The organism is Erwinia magellanica, assembly GCF_039023495.1.
In the GTDB taxonomy this organism is placed as follows: domain Bacteria; phylum Pseudomonadota; class Gammaproteobacteria; order Enterobacterales; family Enterobacteriaceae; genus Erwinia.
In genome coordinates, this window is sequence record NZ_JBCHVC010000008.1 from 18,034 (window position 1) to 42,251 (window position 24,218).

The 24,218-nt window shown below is 53.9% G+C and carries 19 protein-coding genes, 5 tRNA genes and 1 pseudogene; 21 read left to right on the top strand and 4 right to left on the bottom strand.

Features of this window, described 5'->3' with window-relative positions; genetic code table 11:
• Positions 1-107: 107 nt before the first annotated feature.
• The 19 genes from trxA to AAH450_RS20185 all read left to right on the top strand — a co-directional run bounded on the left by trxA (position 108) and on the right by AAH450_RS20185 (position 15,986).
• Positions 108-440: a thioredoxin TrxA gene (gene trxA / locus AAH450_RS20095; RefSeq protein WP_318792156.1), complete on the top strand. Its 333-nt coding sequence runs from the start codon at positions 108-110 to the stop codon at positions 438-440.
• A 384-nt stretch (positions 441-824) separates the two neighbouring features.
• Positions 825-2,084, top strand: coding sequence for a transcription termination factor Rho (gene rho, locus AAH450_RS20100; RefSeq protein ID WP_318792155.1), 1,260 nt, complete (start codon positions 825-827; stop codon positions 2,082-2,084).
• A gap of 319 nt (positions 2,085-2,403) precedes the next feature.
• On the top strand, positions 2,404-3,501 hold the full coding sequence (gene wecA, locus AAH450_RS20105) for a UDP-N-acetylglucosamine--undecaprenyl-phosphate N-acetylglucosaminephosphotransferase (RefSeq protein WP_342911784.1): 1,098 nt from the start codon (positions 2,404-2,406) through the stop codon (positions 3,499-3,501).
• Positions 3,502-3,529: 28 nt separating this feature from the next.
• Positions 3,530-4,558, top strand: a complete 1,029-nt coding sequence (gene wzzE, locus AAH450_RS20110) for an ECA polysaccharide chain length modulation protein (RefSeq protein ID WP_342911785.1) — start codon at positions 3,530-3,532, stop codon at positions 4,556-4,558.
• Positions 4,559-4,603: 45 nt separating this feature from the next.
• A complete protein-coding gene (gene wecB / locus AAH450_RS20115) occupies positions 4,604-5,734 on the top strand; it encodes a non-hydrolyzing UDP-N-acetylglucosamine 2-epimerase (RefSeq protein WP_342911786.1) in 1,131 nt (376 codons plus the stop codon).
• Positions 5,731-6,993, top strand: coding sequence for a UDP-N-acetyl-D-mannosamine dehydrogenase (wecC, locus tag AAH450_RS20120; protein WP_342911787.1), 1,263 nt, complete (start codon positions 5,731-5,733; stop codon positions 6,991-6,993). Before wecB ends, wecC begins: the two co-directional genes overlap by 4 nt.
• Positions 6,990-8,057, top strand: a complete 1,068-nt coding sequence (rfbB, locus tag AAH450_RS20125; RefSeq protein ID WP_342911788.1) for a dTDP-glucose 4,6-dehydratase — start codon at positions 6,990-6,992, stop codon at positions 8,055-8,057. Before wecC ends, rfbB begins: the two co-directional genes overlap by 4 nt.
• Before the next feature lie 19 nt (positions 8,058-8,076).
• Complete coding sequence (gene rfbA, locus AAH450_RS20130; protein WP_342911789.1) at positions 8,077-8,958, top strand: glucose-1-phosphate thymidylyltransferase RfbA; 882 nt, start codon at positions 8,077-8,079, stop codon at positions 8,956-8,958.
• Positions 8,936-9,628, top strand: a complete 693-nt coding sequence (gene rffC / locus AAH450_RS20135; protein ID WP_342911790.1) for a dTDP-4-amino-4,6-dideoxy-D-galactose acyltransferase — start codon at positions 8,936-8,938, stop codon at positions 9,626-9,628. Before rfbA ends, rffC begins: the two co-directional genes overlap by 23 nt.
• 3 nt (positions 9,629-9,631) lie before the next feature.
• Positions 9,632-10,762: a dTDP-4-amino-4,6-dideoxygalactose transaminase gene (rffA, locus tag AAH450_RS20140; protein ID WP_342911791.1), complete on the top strand. Its 1,131-nt coding sequence runs from the start codon at positions 9,632-9,634 to the stop codon at positions 10,760-10,762.
• A gap of 1 nt (position 10,763) precedes the next feature.
• Positions 10,764-12,014: a lipid III flippase WzxE gene (gene wzxE, locus AAH450_RS20145; protein ID WP_342911792.1), complete on the top strand. Its 1,251-nt coding sequence runs from the start codon at positions 10,764-10,766 to the stop codon at positions 12,012-12,014.
• A complete protein-coding gene (locus AAH450_RS20150; RefSeq protein WP_342911793.1) occupies positions 12,011-13,081 on the top strand; it encodes a TDP-N-acetylfucosamine:lipid II N-acetylfucosaminyltransferase in 1,071 nt (356 codons plus the stop codon). The genes wzxE and AAH450_RS20150 overlap by 4 nt, the downstream gene beginning before the upstream one ends.
• Positions 13,078-14,418 (top strand): ECA oligosaccharide polymerase, encoded by a 1,341-nt coding sequence (gene wzyE / locus AAH450_RS20155; protein ID WP_342911794.1) that lies wholly within the window; start codon positions 13,078-13,080, stop codon positions 14,416-14,418. Before AAH450_RS20150 ends, wzyE begins: the two co-directional genes overlap by 4 nt.
• Positions 14,419-14,472: 54 nt before the next feature.
• Positions 14,473-15,213: a lipopolysaccharide N-acetylmannosaminouronosyltransferase gene (wecG, locus tag AAH450_RS20160; RefSeq protein WP_342911795.1), complete on the top strand. Its 741-nt coding sequence runs from the start codon at positions 14,473-14,475 to the stop codon at positions 15,211-15,213.
• 180 nt (positions 15,214-15,393) lie between these two features.
• Positions 15,394-15,470: transfer RNA gene (locus AAH450_RS20165), tRNA-Arg, on the top strand.
• A 73-nt stretch (positions 15,471-15,543) separates the two neighbouring features.
• Positions 15,544-15,619 (top strand) — tRNA-His (locus AAH450_RS20170).
• Positions 15,620-15,634: 15 nt separating this feature from the next.
• Positions 15,635-15,721, top strand: a tRNA-Leu gene (locus tag AAH450_RS20175).
• Positions 15,722-15,753: 32 nt separating this feature from the next.
• Positions 15,754-15,830, top strand: a tRNA-Pro gene (locus tag AAH450_RS20180).
• 79 nt (positions 15,831-15,909) lie between these two features.
• Positions 15,910-15,986 (top strand) — tRNA-Pro (locus AAH450_RS20185).
• Positions 15,987-16,685: 699 nt separating this feature from the next.
• Here AAH450_RS20185 and hemY read toward each other — a convergent pair.
• From hemY to hemC, 4 genes are read right to left on the bottom strand one after another with little or no spacing between them, the layout of a single operon-like run.
• The gene (gene hemY / locus AAH450_RS20190; RefSeq protein WP_342911796.1) at positions 16,686-17,876 is read right to left on the bottom strand and encodes a protoheme IX biogenesis protein HemY; all 1,191 of its coding nucleotides are present in this window, start codon (positions 17,874-17,876) and stop codon (positions 16,686-16,688) included.
• A gap of 2 nt (positions 17,877-17,878) precedes the next feature.
• Complete coding sequence (hemX, locus tag AAH450_RS20195; protein ID WP_342911797.1) at positions 17,879-19,000, bottom strand: uroporphyrinogen-III C-methyltransferase; 1,122 nt, start codon at positions 18,998-19,000, stop codon at positions 17,879-17,881.
• Positions 19,001-19,023: 23 nt separating this feature from the next.
• The gene (gene hemD / locus AAH450_RS20200) at positions 19,024-19,764 is read right to left on the bottom strand and encodes a uroporphyrinogen-III synthase (protein ID WP_342911798.1); all 741 of its coding nucleotides are present in this window, start codon (positions 19,762-19,764) and stop codon (positions 19,024-19,026) included.
• Complete coding sequence (hemC, locus tag AAH450_RS20205) at positions 19,761-20,702, bottom strand: hydroxymethylbilane synthase (protein ID WP_342911799.1); 942 nt, start codon at positions 20,700-20,702, stop codon at positions 19,761-19,763. Before hemC ends, hemD begins: the two co-directional genes overlap by 4 nt.
• A gap of 288 nt (positions 20,703-20,990) precedes the next feature.
• Between hemC and AAH450_RS20210 the strand changes: the two genes are divergently transcribed.
• The gene (locus AAH450_RS20210; protein ID WP_342911800.1) at positions 20,991-23,546 is read left to right on the top strand and encodes a class I adenylate cyclase; all 2,556 of its coding nucleotides are present in this window, start codon (positions 20,991-20,993) and stop codon (positions 23,544-23,546) included.
• 435 nt (positions 23,547-23,981) lie between these two features.
• Positions 23,982-24,093, top strand: a pseudogene (gene lptM / locus AAH450_RS20215) (LPS translocon maturation chaperone LptM); the annotation flags it as partial.
• Between the last annotated feature and the right edge of the window lie 125 nt (positions 24,094-24,218).

Below are 24,218 nucleotides of genomic sequence, written 5' to 3' on the forward strand. Positions count from 1 at the left end.
AATATCAGCTTACTATTGCTTTACGAAAGCGTATCCGGTGAAATAAAGTCAACCTAAGTTGGCAGATTTTACGCCAACCAGCCAGGCATAATCTTTTGGAGTAAGACATGAGCAGCGATAAAATTGTTCACCTGACCGACGACAGCTTCGAAACTGACGTATTAAAAGCAGAAGGTTTGACGCTGGTCGACTTCTGGGCAGAGTGGTGTGGTCCTTGCAAAATGATCGCCCCCATCCTCGATGAAGTTGCTGAAGAGTACGACGGCAAGCTGACAATCGCAAAACTGAATATCGACGACAACCCAGGCACCGCGCCTAAGTATGGGATTCGTGGTATTCCTACTTTGCTGCTGTTCAAAAACGGCGAAGTAGCGGCGACCAAAGTCGGCGCGCTGTCTAAAGGCCAGCTCAAAGAGTTCCTGAACGCGAACCTGGGCTAACAGCCTGTCCGGGGTCTGGTGCGGAGAAAGATTTTGCTCCCCACCAGCCGCCCGGCATATTTTTAGCTGGCCGCTAGACGTTTGCCATCAGTCATGCTAAGTTGGTTTTACTGCACTACGCACTTACCTGTAGTTTGAATCTTAGTTTTACTCCTTGTTGAACGCCGTAACCATCTACTCCTTACGGGCATTCAGCAATCTGACGGTTAGCATCATCAGAATTTCCGGCGTCTTGTCCTTACCGTCTCCTCGTATCTGATTCGCGTTTTCCTGCACGTGATCGTCGGGATGCTGACAAGAGTGCCATTAACAGGCATGGATTTTTCGCCATACCACTTACGACAATCATTCCGAGATTTACCCCGAGTTTAAGAACCCACCATTATGAATCTTACCGAATTAAAAAATACGCCGGTTTCTGACCTGATTACACTCGGCGAAAACATGGGGCTTGAAAATCAGGCTCGCATGCGCAAACAGGACATTATTTTCTCCATCCTCAAGCAGCACGCGAAAAGCGGCGAAGATATCTTCGGCGACGGCGTTCTGGAGATACTACAGGACGGATTTGGTTTCCTCCGTTCTGGAGACAGCTCCTACCTCGCCGGTCCTGATGATATCTACGTTTCCCCAAGCCAAATTCGCCGTTTTAACCTTCGCACTGGTGACACCATTTCCGGCAAGATCCGCCCGCCGAAAGAAGGTGAGCGTTATTTCGCCCTGCTGAAAGTTAACGAAGTTAACTACGACAAACCTGAAAACGCCCGCAGCAAAATTCTGTTCGAAAACTTAACCCCGCTTCACGCAAACTCCCGTCTGCGTATGGAACGTGGCAACGGTTCAACAGAAGATTTGACCGCACGCGTACTGGATCTGGCTTCGCCAATTGGCCGTGGTCAGCGTGGCCTGATCGTGGCACCCCCTAAAGCGGGTAAGACCATGCTGTTGCAGAACATCGCCACCAGCATCGCTTACAACCATCCAGACTGCGTACTGATGGTTCTGCTGATTGACGAACGTCCGGAAGAAGTAACCGAGATGCAGCGTCTGGTGAAAGGCGAAGTCATCGCATCGACCTTTGATGAACCCGCTTCCCGCCATGTGCAGGTTGCTGAAATGGTGATTGAAAAGGCCAAGCGTCTGGTTGAGCACAAGAAAGATGTGATCATCCTGCTGGACTCCATTACCCGTCTGGCGCGTGCTTATAACACCGTGGTTCCCGCTTCCGGTAAAGTTCTGACCGGTGGTGTGGATGCCAACGCCCTGCACCGTCCAAAGCGCTTCTTCGGTGCTGCTCGTAACGTAGAAGAGGGCGGAAGCCTGACCATTATCGCCACCGCACTGGTTGATACCGGTTCGAAAATGGACGAAGTGATCTACGAAGAGTTTAAAGGTACAGGCAACATGGAACTGCATCTGGCGCGTAAAATCGCCGAGAAGCGTGTGTTCCCTGCTATCGATTACAACCGTTCTGGTACGCGTAAAGAAGAGCTGCTGACCACTTCTGAAGAGCTACAGAAGATGTGGATCCTGCGTAAAATTATTCATCCAATGGGTGAAATCGACGCCATGGAGTTCCTCATCAATAAGTTGGCCATGACCAAAACCAACGATGAGTTCTTCGACATGATGAAACGCTCTTAAAGCGTGTTATCTGCCGTAAAAAGCGGGGGCTGGGCTTGCTCAACCTCCACTTTTTTGCTTTTCGGGAATGAAAAGTCGCCTGCGGCTGCAAAGATAAGAAAACTCGGGGAACGCCACGCTCAGACGTGGCGTTTTTCGTTTTTGAGTTATACGATATTTCGGGACTGAGTTGAGACAGCGTTCAACAGATCAGGGCAAAAGTATCGTCTTTGGGATGCAATGCGTTCTTCTTGCTCAAAAAAAAACAGAATCTTAGTGACGTGTTTGGCACAATGTATGCCGAGAATACAATTAGATTCATAGCAGAGAGCTGGTTAATGTGAATTTACTCAATTTGAGTACTGAGCTTGCGTTTATCTTCCTGTTTTCACTTGCATTTCTTTTTTTTGCACGGAAAGCAGCTAAACGAATTGGGTTAGTGGATAAACCCAACTATCGTAAACGCCATCAGGGGGTGATCCCGCTTGTGGGCGGTATCTCTGTGTTTGCCGGGATATGTTTTACGTTCTCCATTACAGATTATTATGTCCCGCACTCCCTCCTTTATCTTGGTTGTGCAGGCGTACTGGTGCTGATTGGTGCGATTGACGATCGTTACGATATCAGCGTCAAGTTCCGCGCCGCTGTACAGGCTGGTGTGGCGGGCGTAATGATGGCAGCGGCTAATCTTTATCTGCTCAGCCTGGGCTATATTTTTGGCCCCTGGGAACTGGTTGTTGGCCCATTTGGTTATGTGCTGACGCTTTTTGCCGTCTGGGCGGCGATCAATGCGTTTAACATGGTCGATGGTATCGACGGGCTGCTGGGCGGCTTATCCTGCGTCACTTTCCTGGCCATGGGCATTATTCTGCTGTTAGACGGACAGCAGAGCCTGGCAATGTGGTGCTTCGCCATGATTGCGGCAATCGTCCCCTACATTCTGCTTAATATGGGTCTCTTTGGTCGTCGCTATAAAGTCTTTATGGGCGATGCCGGCAGTACCTTAATCGGCTTTACGATTATCTGGATCCTGCTTGAAGCCACGCAGGGGAAAAATCATCCCATTACCCCGGTCACAGCGTTGTGGTTAATTGCTATCCCACTGATGGATATGGTGGCAATAATGTACCGCCGCCTCAGTAAGGGTATGAGCCCTTTCTCTGCCGACCGGCAGCATATTCACCATCTGATCATGCGGGCCGGGTTCACCTCCCGCCAGGCATTTGTCCTGATCACCGCGGCAGCGGCGCTGCTGGCAGCGGTGGGTGTGCTGGGAGAATACCTCTCTTTCATCCCTGAATGGATGATGCTGGTGCTGTTCCTGCTGGCCTTTATGCTGTATGGCTACTGCATCAAACGCGCATGGCGGGTAGCGCGTCTCCTGAAACGCTTCAAACGCCGTATGCGCCGCAACAGTAAAGCGTCCCGGACAGACTGATTTTGCCCTGATAAAAGGAACACGATGTATGACGCATCCTGACGTTAACCATAACGAACTGGATATTCGCGGGCTCTGCTGCACGTTATGGCAGGGTAAAAAATGGATTGCCGGGAGCGCGTTGGTTTTTGTCCTGCTGGCCTGGCTCAGTTCCCTGTTGATGACGCCAAAGTGGAGCACCACTGCGGTAACCGATCGTCCTACCGTCAACATGTTAAGCAGTTACTACTCCCAGCAGCAGTTTCTGGATAACCTGGATTACCGGGCCAGTCAGTCTGCGGTTTTGCCACCCTCGGTGATGGATGAGGCGTACCAGGAGTTTGTTATGCAGCTCTCGGCGTATGACACCCGTCGTGAGTTCTGGCTGCAAACCGATTATTTTAAGCAGCGGCAAAGCGGCAACGTCGGTGAAGATGCAGCGCTACTGGATGAGCTGATTGCCAATATTCAGTATCAGCCAGCCGATGCGGTTAAAAACCTCAATGATTCCGTGCGACTGGTTGCCGAAACGGCGAAAGAGGCTAATACGCTTCTGCGCCAGTATGTGGCCTTTGCCAGTCAGCGTGCTGCAACGCACCTGAATGAAGAGCTGACCGGCGCATGGGCCGCTAAAACCACTCAGCTGAAAGCTCAGGTTAAAAGACAGGAAGCCGTAGCAAAAGCGATCTATGACCGGCAGGTAAACAGCGTGCAGCAGGCGTTGAAAATCGCTCAGCAGCAGGGTTTTGAGCAGGCCAAAACGGATACGCCCTCCGAACAGCTGCCAGATTCTGAACTCTTTATGCTGGGCCGCCCGCTGTTGCAGGCCAGGCTGGAGAATCTTCAGGCCAGCGGGCCAAGCTACGATCTGGACTATGATCAAAACAGAGCGATGTTAGCGACCCTGAATGTTGGCCCAACGCTGGTGAAGACTTTCCAGACTTATCGCTATTTGCGTACGCCGGAAGAACCGGTAAAACGTGACAGCCCTCGTCGCCTGTTTCTGATGATCATGTGGGGCGCTGTAGGGGCCCTGACAGGGGCTGGGATAGCCCTGGCTCGCCGGAAGCGCAAGTAAGTTCAGCCTTGTCATTACCAGACAGACGAATGAAAGAGAGTAACAGTGAAAGTATTAACTGTTTTTGGCACGCGTCCGGAAGCGATAAAAATGGCGCCGCTGGTTCATGCACTCGCACAGGATAGCGAGATTGATGCCCGTCTTTGCGTCACCGCCCAGCATCGCGAGATGCTCGATCAGGTGCTGCAACTGTTCGCTATTGTTCCGGATTACGATCTCAACATTATGCGTCCGGGGCAGGGCCTGACAGAAATCACCAGCCGTATTCTTGAAGGGTTGAAAGCGGTGTTTGCCGAATTTAAACCGGATGTAGTGCTGGTACATGGCGACACCACTACCTCTTTTGCTGCCAGCCTGGCAGCATTTTATCACCGCATACCTGTAGGGCACGTTGAGGCGGGATTACGCACCGGCGATCTCTATTCTCCCTGGCCTGAAGAAGCCAACCGTACGCTGACGGGCCACCTTGCCTCCTGGCACTTCACACCGACCGAAAATGCCCGTCAGAATCTGCTGCGTGAAAATCTGCGTAGCGAGCGGATGTTTGTCACCGGCAACACGGTGATCGATGCGCTCTTCTGGGTCCGGGATCGGGTGTTAAGTGATGAATCGCTGCGTCAGGGGCTGGCCACGCGCTATCCATTCCTGATAGCTGAGAAAAAGCTGATCCTGGTCACCGGCCATCGACGGGAGAGCTTCGGCGGCGGCTTTGAGCGGATTTGCAGCGCGCTGGCGGAAATCGCCCGGCTGCATCCGGATGCGCAAATTGTTTATCCGGTGCACCTCAACCCTAACGTCAGCGAGCCGGTTAACCGCATCCTTAGCGATATCGACAATATCTTTCTGATTGAACCTCAGGAGTACCTGCCTTTTGTCTGGCTGATGGTGCGCTCGTGGCTGATCCTGACCGATTCAGGCGGTATTCAGGAGGAAGCCCCTTCACTGGGGAAACCGGTGCTGGTGATGCGGGACACCACAGAGAGGCCCGAAGCGGTTTCAGCGGGTACGGTGAGGCTGGTAGGCACCGACACACAAAAAATTGTTAATGAAGTCACTCGTCTGCTTACGGACGAAGAGGCTTATCACTCTATGAGCCGTGCCCACAACCCTTATGGGGACGGCCTGGCCTGCGAACGTATCGTACAGGCCCTGAAAAATAACCGGGTTTCGTTATGACTTTCAATACCATCTCCATCATTGGTTTAGGCTACATTGGCCTGCCTACCGCTGCGGCCTTTGCTTCACGGCAAAAAAAGGTCATTGGCATCGATATCAACGCACAGGCGGTTGAAACCATCAATCGCGGCGAAATCCATATTGTGGAGCCGGATCTGGACCGCGTGGTGAAAACGGCGGTTGAACAGGGTTTTCTTCGTGCCTCCACGCAGCCGGAAGCCGCCGATGCTTTTCTGATTGCTGTGCCGACGCCTTTTAAAGATGACCATCAGCCCGATCTCTCCTGGGTTAAAGCCGCCGCAGAGTCGATAGCGCCCGTGCTGAAAAAAGGGGATTTAGTGATCCTGGAATCCACTTCGCCCGTTGGTGCCACAGAACAGATGGCGGCCTGGCTCTCCTCATCGCGTCCTGATTTGAGTTTTCCCCAGCAGGCGGGGGAAGCGGCCGATGTGAACATCGCCTACTGCCCTGAGCGCGTACTGCCGGGCAAGGTGATGATAGAACTGGTGAAAAACGATCGGGTAATTGGCGGCATGACGGCAGTCTGCTCCCAGCGCGCCTGCGATCTCTACAGGATTTTCCTTGAAGGCGAATGCGTGGTGACCAACGCCCGCACGGCTGAAATGTGTAAGCTGACGGAAAACAGTTTTCGTGACGTCAACATTGCCTTCGCTAACGAACTGTCGCTGATTTGCGCCGATCAGGGGATCAACGTCTGGGAGCTGATTCGCCTGGCGAACCTTCATCCTCGGGTGAACATTTTGCAGCCCGGTCCGGGAGTTGGCGGACATTGTATCGCCGTCGATCCCTGGTTTATTGTGGCGCAAAATCCGGTTCAGGCACGCCTTATCCGCACGGCGCGTGAGGTGAACGACAGCAAACCTCTGTGGGTGCTTGAACAGGTAAAAAAAGCGCTGGCTGAAAGCCTGACCAGCAGCGACAAACGTGCCAGCGAACTGACGATCGCCTGCTTTGGTCTGGCCTTTAAGCCGGACATTGACGATCTGCGGGAAAGTCCCGCCATGCATGTGGCTGAAATGATTGCTGGCTGGCACCCTGGCACCATGCTGGTTGTTGAACCCAATATCCAGCAGCTTCCCCGCTCTCTGAAAGAGAAAGCCGGGCTGGTCTCGCTTGACGAGGCTCTACTGCAAGCGGATGTGCTGGTGATGCTGGTCGATCACGCGCAATTTAAAGCGCTCGATCCCCAACGCGTCCGGGGTTATCAAATCGTTGATACCAAAGGAGTCTGGCAGTGAGGCGAATAGCGATCACCGGTGGTGCAGGCTTTATTGGCTCGGCAGTGGTGAGGCATATCATCGCAACCACTGACGACCAGGTGCGGGTTATTGATAAGCTGAGCTATGCGGGCAACCTGGCTTCGCTGGCGACGGTGGCTGAAAATCCCCGCTTCTCTTTTGCCAGAATCGATATTTGTGACCGTGAGGCGATTGAGGCTGTGATAGCCGATTTTCGTCCCCATCTGATTATGCATCTTGCCGCTGAGAGCCATGTCGATCGCTCAATTGATGGCCCCAAAGCTTTCGTAGAAACCAACATTGTGGGGACTTACACGATGCTTGAAGCGGCCCGCCACTATTGGGCCTCTCTGCCTGCGGATGAAAAAGAGCGTTTCCGCTTCCATCATATCTCGACGGATGAAGTGTTTGGCGATCTCGAAACAGAGAACGATTTCTTTACCGAAAATACGCCCTATGCACCCAGCAGCCCCTACTCGGCTACCAAGGCCAGCAGTGACCATTTAGTGCGGGCATGGCACCGGACATATGGCTTACCGACCATCGTTACCAACTGCTCAAATAACTACGGCCCTTACCATTTTCCTGAGAAGCTGATCCCGTTGATGATTATCAATGCTCTGGCGGGCAAACCCTTACCGGTTTACGGTGATGGTGCCCAGATTCGGGACTGGCTCTATGTGGATGACCATGCGGAGGCGCTTTATCAGGTGGTTACGGCTGGCAGGGTGGGCGAGACCTATAACATCGGTGGGCACAACGAGCGGCGTAATCTTGATGTCGTTGAAACGCTGTGTGACTTACTGAATGAGCTGGCTCCCGTTAAGCCCAGCGGTATCGCTGACTTTCGCGAACTCATCACTTTTGTCGCCGACAGACCGGGCCACGACCGCCGCTATGCTATCGATGCCAGTAAAATCGAGCGTGAACTGGGCTGGCGGCCGCAGGAAACCTTTGGAACAGGAATGCGTAAAACCGTCAGCTGGTTCCTGGCACACCCGCAGTGGTGGCAAAGCATTCTGGATGGCAGTTACCAGGGCGAGCGTTTAGGGCTGTCATTATGAATGCTCTGAGGAGGATTATATGAAAGGTATCGTTTTGGCGGGCGGCTCCGGGACCCGGTTACACCCCATCACTCGCGGCATCTCGAAACAACTGTTGCCCGTTTACGATAAGCCGATGATCTATTATCCCCTTTCCGTACTGATGCTGGCGGGGATCCGCGATATTCTGATCATTACCACGCCGGAAGATAAACAGCACTTTCAGCGGCTCTTAGGTACAGGCGAAGAATTTGGAATTCAGCTCACCTATGCTGAGCAGGCGCATCCCGATGGACTGGCTCAGGCGTTCATTATTGGTGAATCCTTCCTCAACGGTGAAGAGTGCTGTCTGGTATTAGGGGACAACATCTATTTTGGCCAGGGGTTCAGTCCAAAACTGCGCCAGGTGGCGGCCAAAACCCAGGGCGCAACAGTTTTCGCCTACCAGGTAATGGATCCTGAACGCTTTGGCGTGGTTGAGTTTGATGATGCGTTCCGGGCGCTCTCAATAGAAGAAAAACCCAGCAGCCCTAAGTCTCGCTGGGCGGTAACGGGCCTCTATTTTTATGATAACCGCGTGGTGGAATTTGCCAAAAAGGTGAAACCTTCTGAGCGGGGTGAACTTGAAATCACCTCCATCAACCAGATGTACCTGGAGCAAGGTGAACTTTCAGTACAGCTGCTCGGGCGCGGTTTTGCCTGGCTGGATACCGGCACCCATGACAGCCTGATTGAAGCCAGCACCTTTGTGCAAACGGTAGAAAAACGTCAGGGATTTAAAATTGCCTGCCTTGAAGAGATTGGCTGGCGTAACGGCTGGCTGACGGATGAGGATGTCCTTCGTTCTGCGCAGGCGCTGGCAAAAACCGGCTACGGCCAATATCTGGTAGATCTTCTGCATGCCCGTCCTCGTCAATATTAAACCGCTGCACTGGGAGAATGAATTCTTCCAGGTGCAGAGCGGGCTGATCGAATTTGGCGGCGAAACGCCGCTAAGCGAATCCCTGTTCGAAGGCTATGACATTCTTCAGGCAAAGGTGCTGACGCAGCAGGTTGCCGAACTGGATGCATTGACTTCGCTGGGCTTCCGGCTGGTGGAAGGGGAAGCAGACTTTGTCCTGGGCATTGACTCCGCGAGCCGGCCAGAAGGGATTAAAATTGCCCGCCAGGAACATATTCCCGCGCTGCGTGCCGCCGCAGCGGGAGCCTTTGCCCACAGCCGCTTCCGTGCGCCCTGGTATCAGCCCGATGACAGCGGCAGGTTCTATGCTCAGTGGAGCGAAAACGCGGTGCTCGGCACCTTTGATCATCAGTCTCTGCTGGCGGTGAATACTCAGGGAAGCTTGCAGGGATTTGTTTCGCTGCGGGAACTTGCTGATGGCAGCGCCAGAATCGGGCTGCTTGCCACCCTGCCAGAAGCACAGGGACTGGGCGTGGGGCAGCGATTAGTTGCAGCCGCAGCCGACTGGAGCCGCGCCCGCCGTCTGACCCGGCTCCATGTTGCCACGCAGCTGGCAAATCTGCCTGCTCTCCGGCTTTATCAACGCTGCGGGGGCGTTATCGAACGCACCGCCTACTGGCTTTACAGGTAACTTATGATCCCGTTTAACGCCCCACCGGTAGTGGGAACCGAACTCGACTATATGCAGTCGGCGATGGGTAGCGGCAAACTCTGCGGCGACGGCGGTTTTACCCGGCGTTGCCAGCAGTGGATGGAGAACAAATTTGGCAGCAAAAAAGTGCTGCTGACCCCCTCCTGCACCGCTTCACTGGAAATGGCCGCTATCCTGATTAATCTCCAGCCTGGTGATGAAGTGATCATGCCAAGCTATACCTTTGTCTCTACCGCCAATGCCTTTGTGCTGCGCGGGGCGACCATCGTCTTTGTGGATATCCGTCCGGATACCATGAACATCGATGAAACCCTGATTGAAGCGGCTATCACCCCGAAAACCAGGGCGATTGTTCCGGTGCATTATGCGGGGGTGGCCTGTGAGATGGACGTGATTATGGCGCTGGCAGAGAAACATCACCTGTTTGTCATCGAAGATGCCGCGCAGGGTGTGATGTCCAGCTGGAAAGGCAGGGCGCTGGGGACGATAGGGCATATTGGCTGCTTCAGCTTCCATGAAACGAAAAACTACACCGCAGGCGGCGAGGGCGGGGCAACGTTGATCAACGATCCCTCGCTGGTAGAGCGTGCCGAAATCGTTCGCGAAAAAGGCACCAATCGCAGCCAGTTTTTCCGCGGGCAGGTGGATAAATATACCTGGCGGGATATCGGCTCAAGCTACCTGATGGCAGATCTGCAAGCCGCGTATCTCTGGGCGCAGCTGGAAGCCGCCAGCCGCATCAACGATCAGCGTCTGCGGCTCTGGCAAAATTATTACACCGCGCTACAGCCTGTTGCCGCGAGCGGGCGCATCTCCCTGCCGGTTATTCCAGCAAACTGCCAGCATAATGCGCACATGTTTTACCTTAAGCTCCGTGACAATGACGATCGTAACGCGCTCATCGAATGGTTGAAAGAAGCTGAAATACTGGCGGTCTTCCACTATATCCCGCTGCACTCATCGCCCGCAGGAAAGCGCTTTGGTCGCTTTGAGGGGGAAGATCGCTTTACCCAGTCTGAAAGCGAGCGTCTGCTGCGTCTGCCTCTGTTCTATAACCTCTCCGATAATAATCAGCAGACGGTGATTAGCTCGCTGCTGAGCTATTTTTCCTGACATGTCACTGGCTAAAGCTTCTGTGTGGACGGCAGCGTCCACCCTGGTCAAAATTGCGGCCGGGCTGCTGGTGGTTAAAATGCTGGCGCTCTCTTTTGGTCCGGCTGGCGTGGGGCAGGCTGGCAATTTTCGTCAGCTGATCACCGTGCTTGGCGTGCTGGCAGGGGCCGGTATCTTCAATGGCGTAACCAAATATGTTGCGGAGTATCAACACGACCCGCAGCAGTTACGGGCCGTGACCGGCACGGCTTCTGCCATGGTGCTGGGGTTCTCGACCTTGCTGGCCGTGGTGTTCCTGCTGTTTGCCGCGCCGATAAGCCTGAAGCTGTTTGGACACAGCGAATACCAGAACGTGGTGCGGATTGTGGCTTTCCTACAGGCTGGCATCGCCTGGGCTAATCTGGCACTGGCGGTGGTGAAAGGCTATCGGGATGCCAAAGGTAATGCGCTGGCTTTGATCCTCGGCAGCCTGATCGGCGTGATGGCCTGGTTCGTTTGTTACTGGCTTGGCGGCTACAGCGGGGCGCTGGTGGGGATGGCAATGGTGCCCGCGCTGGTAGTGATACCGGCGGCGATCCTGCTGGCAAAGCGGGAGCATCTGCCGCTGCGCTTTCTTAAGCCGTGCTGGCACAGCGGGATTGCCCGTAACCTCAGCAAATTTACCTTAATGGCCCTGATGACCTCCGTTACGCTGCCCGTGGCGTGGATAATGATGCGAAACCTGCTGGCAGAGCATAACGGCTGGGAGCAGGTTGGGCTGTGGCAGGGCGTGACCACTATTTCAGATGCCTACCTCCAGTTTATCACCGCCTCCTTCAGCGTTTATCTGCTGCCCACGCTGTCGCGTCTGACCAGCAAGCAGGAGATTTCGCGCGAGATCTTTCGTTCTCTGAGCTTTGTTTTACCGGCCGTAATGGGCGTCAGCCTGCTGGTCTGGCTGCTGCGTGATGTGGCTATCTGGCTGCTTTTCTCCAGCCAGTTTACCGGGATGCGCGACCTCTTTATCTGGCAGCTCACCGGCGATGTTTTTAAGGTTGGCTCTTACGTATTCGGCTATCTGGTGATTGCCAAAGCTTCACTGCGTTTTTATGCTCTGACGGAAATCAGCCAGTTTCTGCTGCTGACGCTGTTTGCGCGCTGGCTGATCCCCTTACACGGCGCCACCGGAGCGGCTCAGGCCTATATGGCAACTTATCTGGTTTATTTTGTCCTCTGTGCGGGCACCTTTTTTCTTTATCGTAGAAAAGTATGACAACATTGATTCACGTTCTTGGCTCACCTGTCCCGCATCACAATCAGACCGTGTTGCGCTTCTTTAACGATGTTGTGGCAGAAGCTGTGCCACGCCGGGAGCCTCGCCAGTTTTGGGTAGCAGGGAAAGCGGGGGAGCTGTCTGCTGCTGATAACCTGGCCATCCGTTGGTTTGCCAGTAAACGCGCACTGGCTGAAGCCGTAGTGACACAGGCCAGAGCCGACAGAAATACACGCTTCTTTTTTCATGGGCAGTTCAACCCCTGGCTCTGGCTGGCGATCCTTTCTGGCAAGCTCAAACCGGCTCAGGTGTACTGGCATATCTGGGGCGCGGATCTTTACGAGGAGGCGGGTGGGCTGAAGTTTCGTCTCTTCTATTTTATGCGGCGTCTGGCGCAAAAGCGTGTGGGGCAGGTCTTTGCCACGCGCGGGGATATCAGCCATTTTCAGCAGCGCCATCCCGCTGTCCCGGCTTCTCTGCTCTATTTCCCCACGCGGTTGTCGCAGGCCCCTTTACCCACTGAAAAGCAGGCAACAATGACCATCCTGGTGGGCAACTCAGGGGATGCCAGTAACCGTCATCTACAGGCGCTGCGGGAGATCCATCAGCAGTTTGGCGATGAGGTCAACGTGGTGGTGCCGCTGGGCTATCCGGAGAATAATGAGGCATATATTCATCAGGTGCGTGAAGCGGGGCTGGCGTTGTTTGCCGCAGAACGGTTACAGATCCTCACGGAAAAGCTGGCGTTTGAAGCCTATTTACGGCTGATTTCACAGTGCGATCTGGGGTATTTTATTTTTGAACGCCAACAGGGGATTGGCACGCTGTGCCTGCTGATTCAGGCCAACATACCCTTTGTCGTCAATCGTAAAAATCCCTTCTGGCAGGATCTCACCGAGCAACAGATCCCGGTGCTGTTTGCCGGCGATGCGCTTGATGCCGGGGTAGTGAGTGAAGCCCGTCGGCAGATGACGCTTCTGGATAAAACTTCAATTGCCTTTTTTGAACCCGCTTATCTGGAGGGCTGGAAAAAGGCGCTGGCTCTGGCGGAAGGAGAGAAGGCATGACGCTGATGCAATTTGCGGGACTGCTGGTAGTTTATCTGCTGTCGCTTGGCCTGATCCTGACGCTCACATGGCGTGAGTTCCGGCGGGTAAAATTTAATTTTAATGTCTTCTTTTCGCTGCTTTTTCTGCTGACATTCTATTTTGGCTTCCCGCTTACCTGCACGCTGGTATTTGGCTTTAATGTGGCGGTGGTGCCTGCGGAATACCTGCTTCAGGCGCTGCTTTCAGCAACCGGCTTTTATGCTATCTATTATGTCAGTTACAAAACGCGTCTCAGGGCAGCCGCTGAGCAGCCGGGGCGCCAGGTTTTCAGCATCAACAGGGTCGAGGCGCACCTGATATGGGGCATTCTTGCTCTTATTGCGCTGGGCACCGTGCTGGTTTTTTTCCTGCATAACGGCTTTTTACTCTTTAAGCTACAGAGCTACAGCCAGATCTTCTCTGCCGAGGTTTCTGGCGTGGCCCTGAAGCGCTTTTTCTATTTCTTTATTCCGGCGATGCTGGTGGTCTATTTCCTCAAGCCCGGTTTTCGCAGCTGGCTCTTTTTCCTGGTGACCACGGTGGCTTTCGGGCTGCTCACCTATGCGATCGTTGGCGGCACCAGAGCGAACATCATTATTGCCTTCGCCCTGTTTCTGTTTATCGGCATTATTCGCGGTTGGATCACGCTCTGGATGCTGGCGGTGGCGGGTATGGCGGGGGTTGTCGGCATGTTCTGGCTGGCGCTCCGTCGTTATAACCTGGACGTCAGCGGCGCGGAGGCATTTTATACTTTCCTCTATCTGACCAGGGATACCTTTTCACCCTGGGAGAACCTGGGGCTGCTGCTGCAAAATTACGACAAAATCGATTTTCAGGGGCTGGCGCCCATCGTGCGGGATTTTTATGTCTTTATCCCCAGCTGGCTGTGGCCGGACCGCCCCTCCATCGTGTTAAACAGCGCTAACTATTTCACCTGGGAGGTGCTGGAGAACCATTCTGGTCTGGCGATATCCCCGACGCTGATAGGTTCTCTGGTGGTTATGGGGGGCGCCTGGTTTATTCCGCTGGGAGCGGTTGGCGTGGGGCTGATCATTAAATGGTTCGACTGGCTCTACCAGAAAGGCCAGCAGGAAACCAATCGCTATAAAGCGGCCATTTTGCAAAGTTTCTGTTTTGGCGCGGTATTCAATATGATTGTGCTCGCCCGCGAGGGGCTTGATGCGTTCGCCTCCAGAATCGTATTTTTCTGCCTGATTTTTGCCGCTGCTGTTGTGGTGGCAAAACTGCTGTTCTGGCTGCTGGACAGCGCTGGCCTGATCCGACCCCGTGCCCCGGTGGTGCCGGTTCATAACTGATTTTTATCGGGCCTTCTGGCCCGATTTGCTGCATTTGACCTCAAGGAACGCATCATGGATCTCCCTTCTTCCGTACCGCTTTACCAAATCCGGGGCTTCACGCTACTGGGTTTCCGCGATATGCCCGCTTTTCTGGATTACCTCTATCAGGGGCAGACGCTGAAAACTGGTACGCTGGTTGCCATTAATGCTGAAAAGGTGCTGACGGCGGAAAGCCAGCCCGAGATCCATCAGCTGATTAGTGAGGCGGAATACAGATACCCGGACGGCATCAGCATCGTGCGTTCAATCCGTAAAAAATATCCCAAGGCTGTCGTCTCACGGATAGCGGGTGCCGACCTTTGGGAAGCGCTGATGGAACGGGCGGGAAAGGAAGGAACGCCCGTCTTCCTTATTGGAGGCAAGCCAGATGTACTGGCGCAAACCGAAGATAAGCTGCGGCGCCAGTGGAACGTGAACATTGTGGGTTCACAGGATGGCTACTTTGCCCCTGCCGATCGCGAAGCCTTGTTTGCCCGTATTCAGGCCAGCGGCGCGCAGATTGTGACGGTGGCGATGGGATCGCCACGGCAGGAGCTTCTGATGCGGGATTGCAAGCTGCTCTGGCCGCAGGCTCTCTATATGGGCGTAGGCGGCACCTATGACGTTTTCACCGGACAGGTTAAGCGTGCGCCCAAGATCTGGCAGAAAATGGGGCTGGAGTGGCTTTACCGCCTTATTTCACAGCCATCACGCCTGCGCAGGCAGCTCAGATTGCTGAAATATCTTAACTATCACTGGCGCGGCGATCTTTAAGTACGCTTTTTTCGGCAGGCTTAAAGGGGTAAAAGCGGCTATATTCGCCGCGAAAGGGCTGTAAAACGTTCGTCATTTAGACAGAACGCACAAAGCGTAATCAAACGCGATATTTAGTGATAAAAAGCCCTGGACAGGATCGGCTCAAGTCCGTAGTATGCACATCCGCAACGGCGCTACGCGCCCGTAGCTCAGCTGGATAGAGCGCTGCCCTCCGGAGGCAGAGGTCTCAGGTTCGAATCCTGTCGGGCGCGCCATTAATTTTGTGCGCAAGAGCTGCGGTGGTAGTTTTACCGCGTTAAGTAGTAAAGAAGTGCAGAAGTAGATGTGGTGGCTATAGCTCAGTTGGTAGAGCCCTGGATTGTGATTCCAGTTGTCGTGGGTTCGAGTCCCATTAGCCACCCCAGATTTTGTCAGGTATGCGAAGGTGGCGGAATTGGTAGACGCGCTAGCTTCAGGTGTTAGTGTCTTAACGGACGTGAGGGTTCAAGTCCCTCTCTTCGCACCACAAAATCAGCAGTAATGTGATGAAGCAGTATTCGGCGAGTAGCGCAGCTTGGTAGCGCAACTGGTTTGGGACCAGTGGGTCGGAGGTTCGAATCCTCTCTCGCCGACCACTTTCAAAAACTTGCCGAGGCAGGTTTTTTTGCTTAAGGTCCACGGATCTGAGCCGCAGTAAATAAGTAACGCAGTATTCGGCGAGTAGCGCAGCTTGGTAGCGCAACTGGTTTGGGACCAGTGGGTCGGAGGTTCGAATCCTCTCTCGCCGACCAATATTGAAAAACCCCGCTTCGGCGGGGTTTTTTGCTTTCTGCGCACTTCTCTTTGCCCGGTGGTTTATACCTCTTTAAGCAAAAAGCTATAAAACCCTCACTGCTCTCTTACTCCTGATCATTCCCTGCAAGTCCAGAGCCCTTTCTGACGGTCATATTTTCTCTGAACGCTGCGGATAAAGCTGATAAGCAAAAACCTTCCTGCTTCGTCGCCACATTGAGACATTTAACCTCTTGAAATAGCTGAATATATATTTTTGCTGCTCATTTTGTCTCTGTTCAGAGACTTCTGACAGGCTTTCAGGCCGAAAAAGTAAAAGTTATGCCTCTCAGGCGTTCGGCTACAAAAAATAAGGTGTTAAAAATCAAGGGATAATAAATTTTTAACTTTAACTGATGGACTGTGGCACGCTTTGTGCAATAATCCTGCTGTAGATGCTCATTCCACTCCTTATGATTGCTAACGCTTCATAAATCCGGGAATGATGCAGAGCCCTTTAGGGTATCCGTTGTCCAACCGCCAGTATCGCTCAGGCCTTACTGGAGTCCGGGACATTACGTTGAGTCGGATACCAGCCAAATTGTCTTACCGACCTGATTCTTACACCTGCCTTAGTGCAGGTGTTTTTTTTGCCGGTAGGGTGGATAAAAGGCATAAAAAAACCGGGCACCAGGCCCGGTTGATTGCGCGATAAAGCGTTAAGGCGCGTTTTTCAGAGTCAGCAACAGTCCGTCACGACGCATCTCCGCAGCTTCTTCAGGCTTATGCTGGCGGTCCAGCGCATCTGCCAGCCAGGCATAATCAAAGGCATCCGGACGCTGCTTAAGCGCTTCCCTGAACGCTTCGGCTGCCTGTTCCCACTCACCATGCTTCATCAACAGCTGACCCAGCGTGCTGTGCAGCAGCGGCGTTGCGCCATGCTGTTTGATTTGCTGACGAAGCGCTTTTTCCAGCTGCTCCGGATTACCGGTCTTGAGGCGCGGCATCAGCAGGATCAGACGCTCATCATAAGCGCGCTTCAGACCATCCAGCACGATTTCCTGCGCCGTCTCATGGTCATTACAGACAATCAGGTGATCCGCCATAGCGACTTGCAGGGCCGTTTCATGACGCGTTTTACGGCTCTGAGCCTGCCACCAGCGCTTCAGGCCCTCACTGCCCTGATCGGCCATGGCCTGATTCATCAGGCCAAGCCAGGCTTCCTGTTGCAGCGCCAGACGATGTGCCGGGTCAGAAACCTGAGACTTCTCCATCGCCGGGAGAATGTCGAGCAGGGCGCTCCAGGCCTGGGTACGGACATAAGCCTGTTCAGCCAGACGCAACACTTCCGGATGGCGCGGAGCCACTTCCAGCAGGCGGTCAACACCATGACGTGCCGCGTGATCTTCATTACGTGCCAGCTGCACACGTACGCGGGTGATCTCAACCGGAAGCTGATCGCTCCCGGCCAGCTCGGCTGCCCGCTCCAGATGTTGGTTAGCGCGAGTTTCATCGCCGCGCTGTTGAGCTGCTTCGGCTGCCAGCAGATAGTTGACGACAGGTTGTTCAGCATGATCGGCATTGCGCGACAGCAACTTCTCAACCTGACGATAATCACCTTCGGCAAGTTTGACCAGCGCAGCATTGGTTTGCTTGCGGGCGCGGTTGCGTTTGCGGCCCCGGAACCAGCCACGAGTTTTCACGCCAGTGCGTAATAAGCGTCGCAGGACCCACTCAACAAGCAGGATAACAATCAGTGACAGGATCAGGATGATTGCCAGTCCGGTGACGCTGGTTTCAATATTCCAGCTGTCAGTCTGGATCAGGACATAACCCTGATGACCCGCCAGCAGAGGGCCAAGCACCACGCCAGCAATCAGTAAAATAAACAGTATCAGCACTTTAAGCATGCTTATTCTCCCTGCTGCTGTTGCCCGGCACTGGGCTGCGCCAGCAGGTTACGCACGCGCGTTTGCATCAGTTTATCCAGCATGGGCTGGCTTTGCAGCGCATCAGGCACATCCATAGAAACGCTCTGCTGGCTCAGGTCGTCAAGCTGCGTGAGGAAGGCTTTGGTGGCCGGATCATTGGTATCAAACCATGCACGAACCCAGGCGGATACCGTATCGATGGATTGCTTGTAGATTTGGTCCTGATGACGTGGAACGGCCTGGGCGGCGATCAGCAGGCGCGAGCGAATATTTTCACGCAGGTAGACATCCTGATTCGGTGCCAGCAGAGGCTCGGCAGTGGTATCACGACGGCGAATGGTAATAAAGTCATCCATAAAGTTATGCCAGCTCTTGACCAGATTCTGACGCCACTCGCGCAGGGAAGAAGAAAGCTCGTCGCTGTCCTGATCCATAGGGCTGTCGTCGCTGTCATTATCCGCCAGACGCAGATTATCGACACCGTTGGAGAGCTGATTCAGCTTCAGGATAATGCCATCATAGTCGACCTGGCTGACCGCAGAGAGGCCGCTGATATCCTCGGTTAACGCCCGGCGCACATCGATCAGGCTGGGGTCATTCATATCGGCCAGGCTGGCATCGGCGCTTTTTAGCAGGGCCGCGGCGGTAGTGACGTCCTGATCGCTCCACAATTTACGGCCCGCCAGTTTTACCAGGTAGTCAGCCTGAGCTAGCAGCCAGGTGTGGGCATCATTGCCGGAGATGGTGGCAACCTTCTCTTTCAGCTCATCCAGCTGCTGGCTGGTGGCCGTCTGCTGCTGGTGGGCAGTCTCTAGTGCACTGGTTTGCTTAGTCAGCTGCTGCGTCAGCGTTTGTTTATCGCTGGCGGCCTGCTGTTGCAAATCGGCGAGTTGATTAGCCAGCGTCTGGTTAGCCGCAGCCTGCTGTTGAGCCTGGTGTTTACCATTTATATAAAGTCCCACGCCAATAGCCAGCGCGATCGCTATCGCCAGAATGCCCAACGCCGTGCCGGTACTCTTCGACTTGCGTGGTTCTGGTGTAGAGGTCTCCACCGCTGGGGTGGTTTCATCAACCATGGCGGAGGAATCTTTTTGTTCCGTCATTGTGGCACATCCCATATTTAAGTTTAATGTAACGCGCGCAGCAACGCGTCGTTATCGGCACCATCGGCCACCCTGATGTCGCGCCAGCCCAGTTCCCTGGCACAGGTAGCCAAACGTTCACTGACGACAACCAGTCGGCAGTGCAGAAGCCATTCCTCGCGATCGATCTCGGGGAACAGCGAATAGAGCTGTTGCAGCATTTCACCACTGGTGACTACCAGCGTATCAACCTGCCTGTCGCGCCAGCGACGGCCTTCAACCGCGCCGTGGTAAATTTTTGCACAGCGTTGATAGCATTCAATAAACTCTACAGAAGCGCCACGAGCTTGCAAGGTCTCAGCAAGCAATTCCCGCCCACCATTACCGCGTAAAATAATTGCCCGCTTGTTGGCAACCTGTTGCAGGGCGGGAAGCTGAATCAGCACTTCGCTGGTCTCCCGCTCATGCGGCCAGACAACATCCAGCCCGCTGGCGGCATGAAGTGCCAGAGCCGTGGTGCGACCAATAGCATAATAGTTCAAGCTTTCAGGCCAGGTCGCCTTTGCGCGTAACATTGCTGGCTGAGCGTAATGGATAGCGTGCTGCGAGAGAATAAAAACCAGGTCACCAGGCTGGAGGGAGGCCAGGCTGGCTGCCAGCTTATCGAGATCCACGCCAGGCGTGAACTCTATTAAAGGCATAGCCCAGGCCGCCCGCCCCTGCTGGCATAATCGGCTGACCAGCTCATCGGCAGCCGGGGCGGGGCGGGTGACCAGGATACTCATTGCGGCGGATTTCCCTGATAGACTTCTTTAAGGATTTCACGGGCGCCGTTGTCCAGCAGCTCTTCAGCCAGAGAGATGCCCATTTTTTCAGCATCTTCTCGCGGGCCACGTCGTTCACCGCGAACCATCACTTTGCCATCTGGCGACCCTACAAGACCGCGCAGCCAGAGCTCATCGTCCTGTAGCAACGCAAAGCTGCCGATAGGCACCTGACAACCCCCTTCCAGACGCGTGTTCATCGCCCGTTCCGCTTTAACGCGCACGGCGGTTTCTTCGTGATTCAGTGCAGAGAGCAGCGCAATGGCCTGAGCATCATCCAGTCGGCATTCAATCCCCACTGCGCCCTGGCCCACGGCAGGCAGCGACTCTTCGGCTGGCATGGCGTGGCGGATACGGTCGCCAAGGCCAAGACGCTTCAGCCCCGCAACGGCGAGAATAATAGCGTCATATTCACCGGCATCCAGCTTGCCCAGACGTGTACCCACATTGCCACGCAGCGAACGGATAACCAGATCCGGACGGCGCGCGCTTAGCTGGCACTGACGACGCAGGCTTGAAGTCCCCACTACGGCACCCTGAGGCAGAGCCTCTACCGAATCGTATTGATTAGAAACAAAGGCATCAAGCGGGTCTTCCCGCTCGCAGATGGTGACCAGCCCCAGCCCTTCCGGGAACTCAATCGGCACGTCTTTCATTGAATGAACGGCGATATCCGCGCGATCGGAGAGCATCGCCTGTTCCAGCTCTTTGACGAATAATCCCTTGCCGCCGACCTTGGCCAGCGGCGTGTCCAGGATCACATCACCCTTGGTGACCATCGGGACCAGTTCGACGCGAAGCCCCGGATGGCAAGCCATCAGACGCTGCTGAACATAATGTGCCTGCCAGAGTGCAAGCGGACTTTGCCTGGTGGCAATTCTTAAAATTTTGTCTAACATGCTTCTTACCGTTTTTATCGTTCATTGATTATCCTATCATTGATACGGGAATGCTGTCAGTTTCCACGGTTTTTAACGGCAGGAAGAAGGCGAGCTGAGGGATCAAAAAGTCGGGCGATCGTAAAACGTGCTAAACTGTTGTGTAGCGCAACTTTCTTTACGGTCAATCTGCCAGGTGTTAGATTGATCACGTTTCCAGCAATAATTCGCACGATTATATTCAAATCAAGCGGCGGATTTGGGAAACAGGGTTTTTTTATTAGCACTGGGACAATCAGGCGAGACGTCTTGTACCTCTATATAGAGACACTGAAACAGAGACTGGATGCCATCAACCAGCTGCGCGTAGATCGCGCTCTGGCTGCCATGGGACCTTCGTTCCAACAGGTTTACAGTCTGCTGCCAACCTTATTACATTATCATCATCCGCTGATGCCGGGTTACCTTGAAGGTAACGTTCCACATGGCATCAGCTTTTACACGCCTGATGAAAGCCAGACTGCTTATCTTAATGATTTAGAACAAAAATCTGGTTCCTTTGCTGCCACGCCTCCACAAGGCGAGCTGCCGATCACCGGCGTCTACTCCATGGGCAGCACCTCTTCCGTTGGGCAAAACCTGACTTCTGACCTGGATATCTGGGTTTGTCACCAATCCTGGCTGGATAATGAAGAGCGGCTGTCGCTGCACAAAAAATGTAACCTGCTGCAAAAATGGTGTGCGTCGATGGGCGTGGAAGCCAGCTTCTTCCTGATTGATGAAAATCGCTTCCGCCATAACGAAAGCGGCAGTCTCGGCGGAGAAGACTGCGGTTCCACTCAGCATATCCTGTTACTGGATGAATTTTACCGTACGGCCGTCCGACTCGCCGGTAAGCGTATTCTGTGGAATATGGTACCGGGCGAGGAGGAGGAGCATTACGATGACTACGTCATGTCACTCTATCAAAAGGGTGTACTGACCCCAAATGAGTGGCTTGATCTGGGCGGCCTGGATACGCTCTCTGCGGAAGAGTATTTTGGCGCCAGCCTGTGGCAGCTCTATAAAAGTATCGACTCGCCTTACAAGGCCGTGCTGAAAACGCTGCTGCTTGAGGCGTACTCCTGGGAATACCCCAGTACTAAATTGCTGGCGATGGATATTAAACAGCGCCTGCATGATGGTGAAATCGTCTCTTATGGGCTGGATCCTTACTGCATGATGCTGGAAAGGGTGACGCACTATCTCACCAGCATTGATGACCATGCGCGGCTTGATCTGGTTCGCCGCTGCTTCTATCTGAAAGTGTGTGAAAAGCTGTCGGTAGAGGCCAAAGACTCAGGCTGGCGGCGTGAGATCCTTAACCAGCTGGTGACGGAATGGGGTTGGGATGCCGAGCGTCTTACAATCCTGGACAGCCGCGCGGACTGGAAGATCGGTCGCGTACGGGAAGCGCACAATGAATTGCTGGATGCGATGATGCAGAGTTATCGCAATCTGATCCGCTTCGCCCGCCGCAATAATCTGAGCGTCAGCGCCAGCCCGCAGGATATTGGCGTATTGACCCGCAAGCTCTATGCGGCGTTTGAAGCGCTGCCGGGTAAAGTGACCCTGGTGAACCCACAGATTTCACCCGATCTCTCTGAGTCGCATCTGACCTTTATTCATGTCCCGCATGGGCGCGCCAACCGCGCCGGCTGGTATCTTTATAATCAGTCGCCCGATATGCAGTCGATTATCAGTCATCAGCCGCTGGAATATAACCGTTATCTTAACAAGCTGGTGGCCTGGGCGTGGTTCAACGGCCTGTTGACCAGCAAAACGCGTTTGCATATTAAAGGCAATGAGACCTGTGATTTGGCCCGTTTGCAGGAGCTGGTAGCGGATGTCTCACACCATTTCCCGCTGCGTGTGCCCTCTCCAACGCCGAAAGCGCTCTACAGCCCGTGCGAAATCCGTCATCTGGCGATTATCGTCAACCTGGAATATGACCCGACGGCCGCCTTCCGCAATCAGGTGGTGCATTTTGATTTCCGCAAGCTGGACGTGTTCAGCTTTGGTCAGCAGCAGCAATGCCTGATTGGCAGTATCGATCTGCTCTATCGCAACTCGTGGAATGAGGTGCGAACGCTGCATTTCAACGGCGAGCAGGCGATGATTGAAGGGCTGAAAACGATTCTTGGCAAAATGCATCAGGATGCGGCTCCGCCCGATTCCGTAGAGGTGTTCTGCTACAGCCAGCATTTGCGTGGGTTAATTCGTACCCGCGTTCAGCAGCTGGTTTCAGAATGTATTGAGCTGCGCCTCTCCAGTACGCGTCAGGAACCGGGGCGGTTCAAGGCCGTTCGCGTTGCCGGGCAAACCTGGGGGCTGTTCTTTGAGCGCCTTAGCGTCTCTGTGCAGAAGCTGGAGAATGCCGTGGAATTCTATGGGGCTATCTCTAACAACAAACTGCACGGTTTGTCGATCAAAGTGGAAACCGATCAGTCCCGGCTGCCTGCGGTGGTGAACGGCTATGCCAGTGAAGGGCTGATTCAGTTCTTCTTTGAAGATACCAGGGACGATCGCGGCTTCAATATCTATATTCTGGATGAAACCAACCGGGTAGAGATCTATCACCATTGTGAAGGCAGTAAAGAGGAGCTTGTGCGCGACGTCAGCCGCTTCTACTCCTCTTCCCATGACCGTTTTACCTATGGTTCCAGCTTTATCAATTTCAATTTGCCGCAGTTCTATCAGATTGTGAGCGTTGATAACCGTTTCCAGGTTATTCCTTTCCGTAGCCAGACGCTGGCCCAGCTTTGCGCCACCGTTCCCGACTACGATGCCAACGACGACTACGCTCAGCGCTATCAAATGCATTGATGCTCTGCCGCGATTAGGGTGTTTTGGTGGAATGCCTTTCGCTGCATAAAGGATGCTTTGGTGAAATGCCTTCCGCCGCATTAAGTATGCTTTGGCGGAATGCCTTCCGCCGCATTAAGTATGCTTTGACGGAATGCCTTCCGCTGCATAAAGGTTGCTTTGGCGGAATGCCTTCCGCCGCATTAAGTATGCTTTGGTGAAATGCCTTTCGCCGCATAAAGGATGCTTTGGCGGAATGCCTTCCGCCGCATTAAGGATGCTTTGGCGGAATGCCTTCCGCCGCATTAAGTATGCTTTAGCGGAATGCCTTCCGCTGCATAAAGGATGCTTTGGCGGAATGCCTTCCGCCGCAACAGATCAGCTTTTCCTGTTGCTTTTGGCACTTCACCTGCGATGATAGGCAATCAACAGGCACCGATAACGAGCAGAATAAGCATGAACAAAATAATTTGCCGGATGGCGCTGGTACTGGCTGTAGCCAGCCTGGCAGGTTGCGGACTGAAAGGACCTTTGTACTTCCCGCCGCAGGAACAGCCAAAGCAGCAAACCACTGACAGCAGTGGCCAGACTTCCGTGACGACCACCGATCGCTCCTCTGTCGAAACAACCTCACCAGACCAGAACAGCGGTACGGCGTCCGGCACCTCAACAAATCAGAGCTCAACTACGATC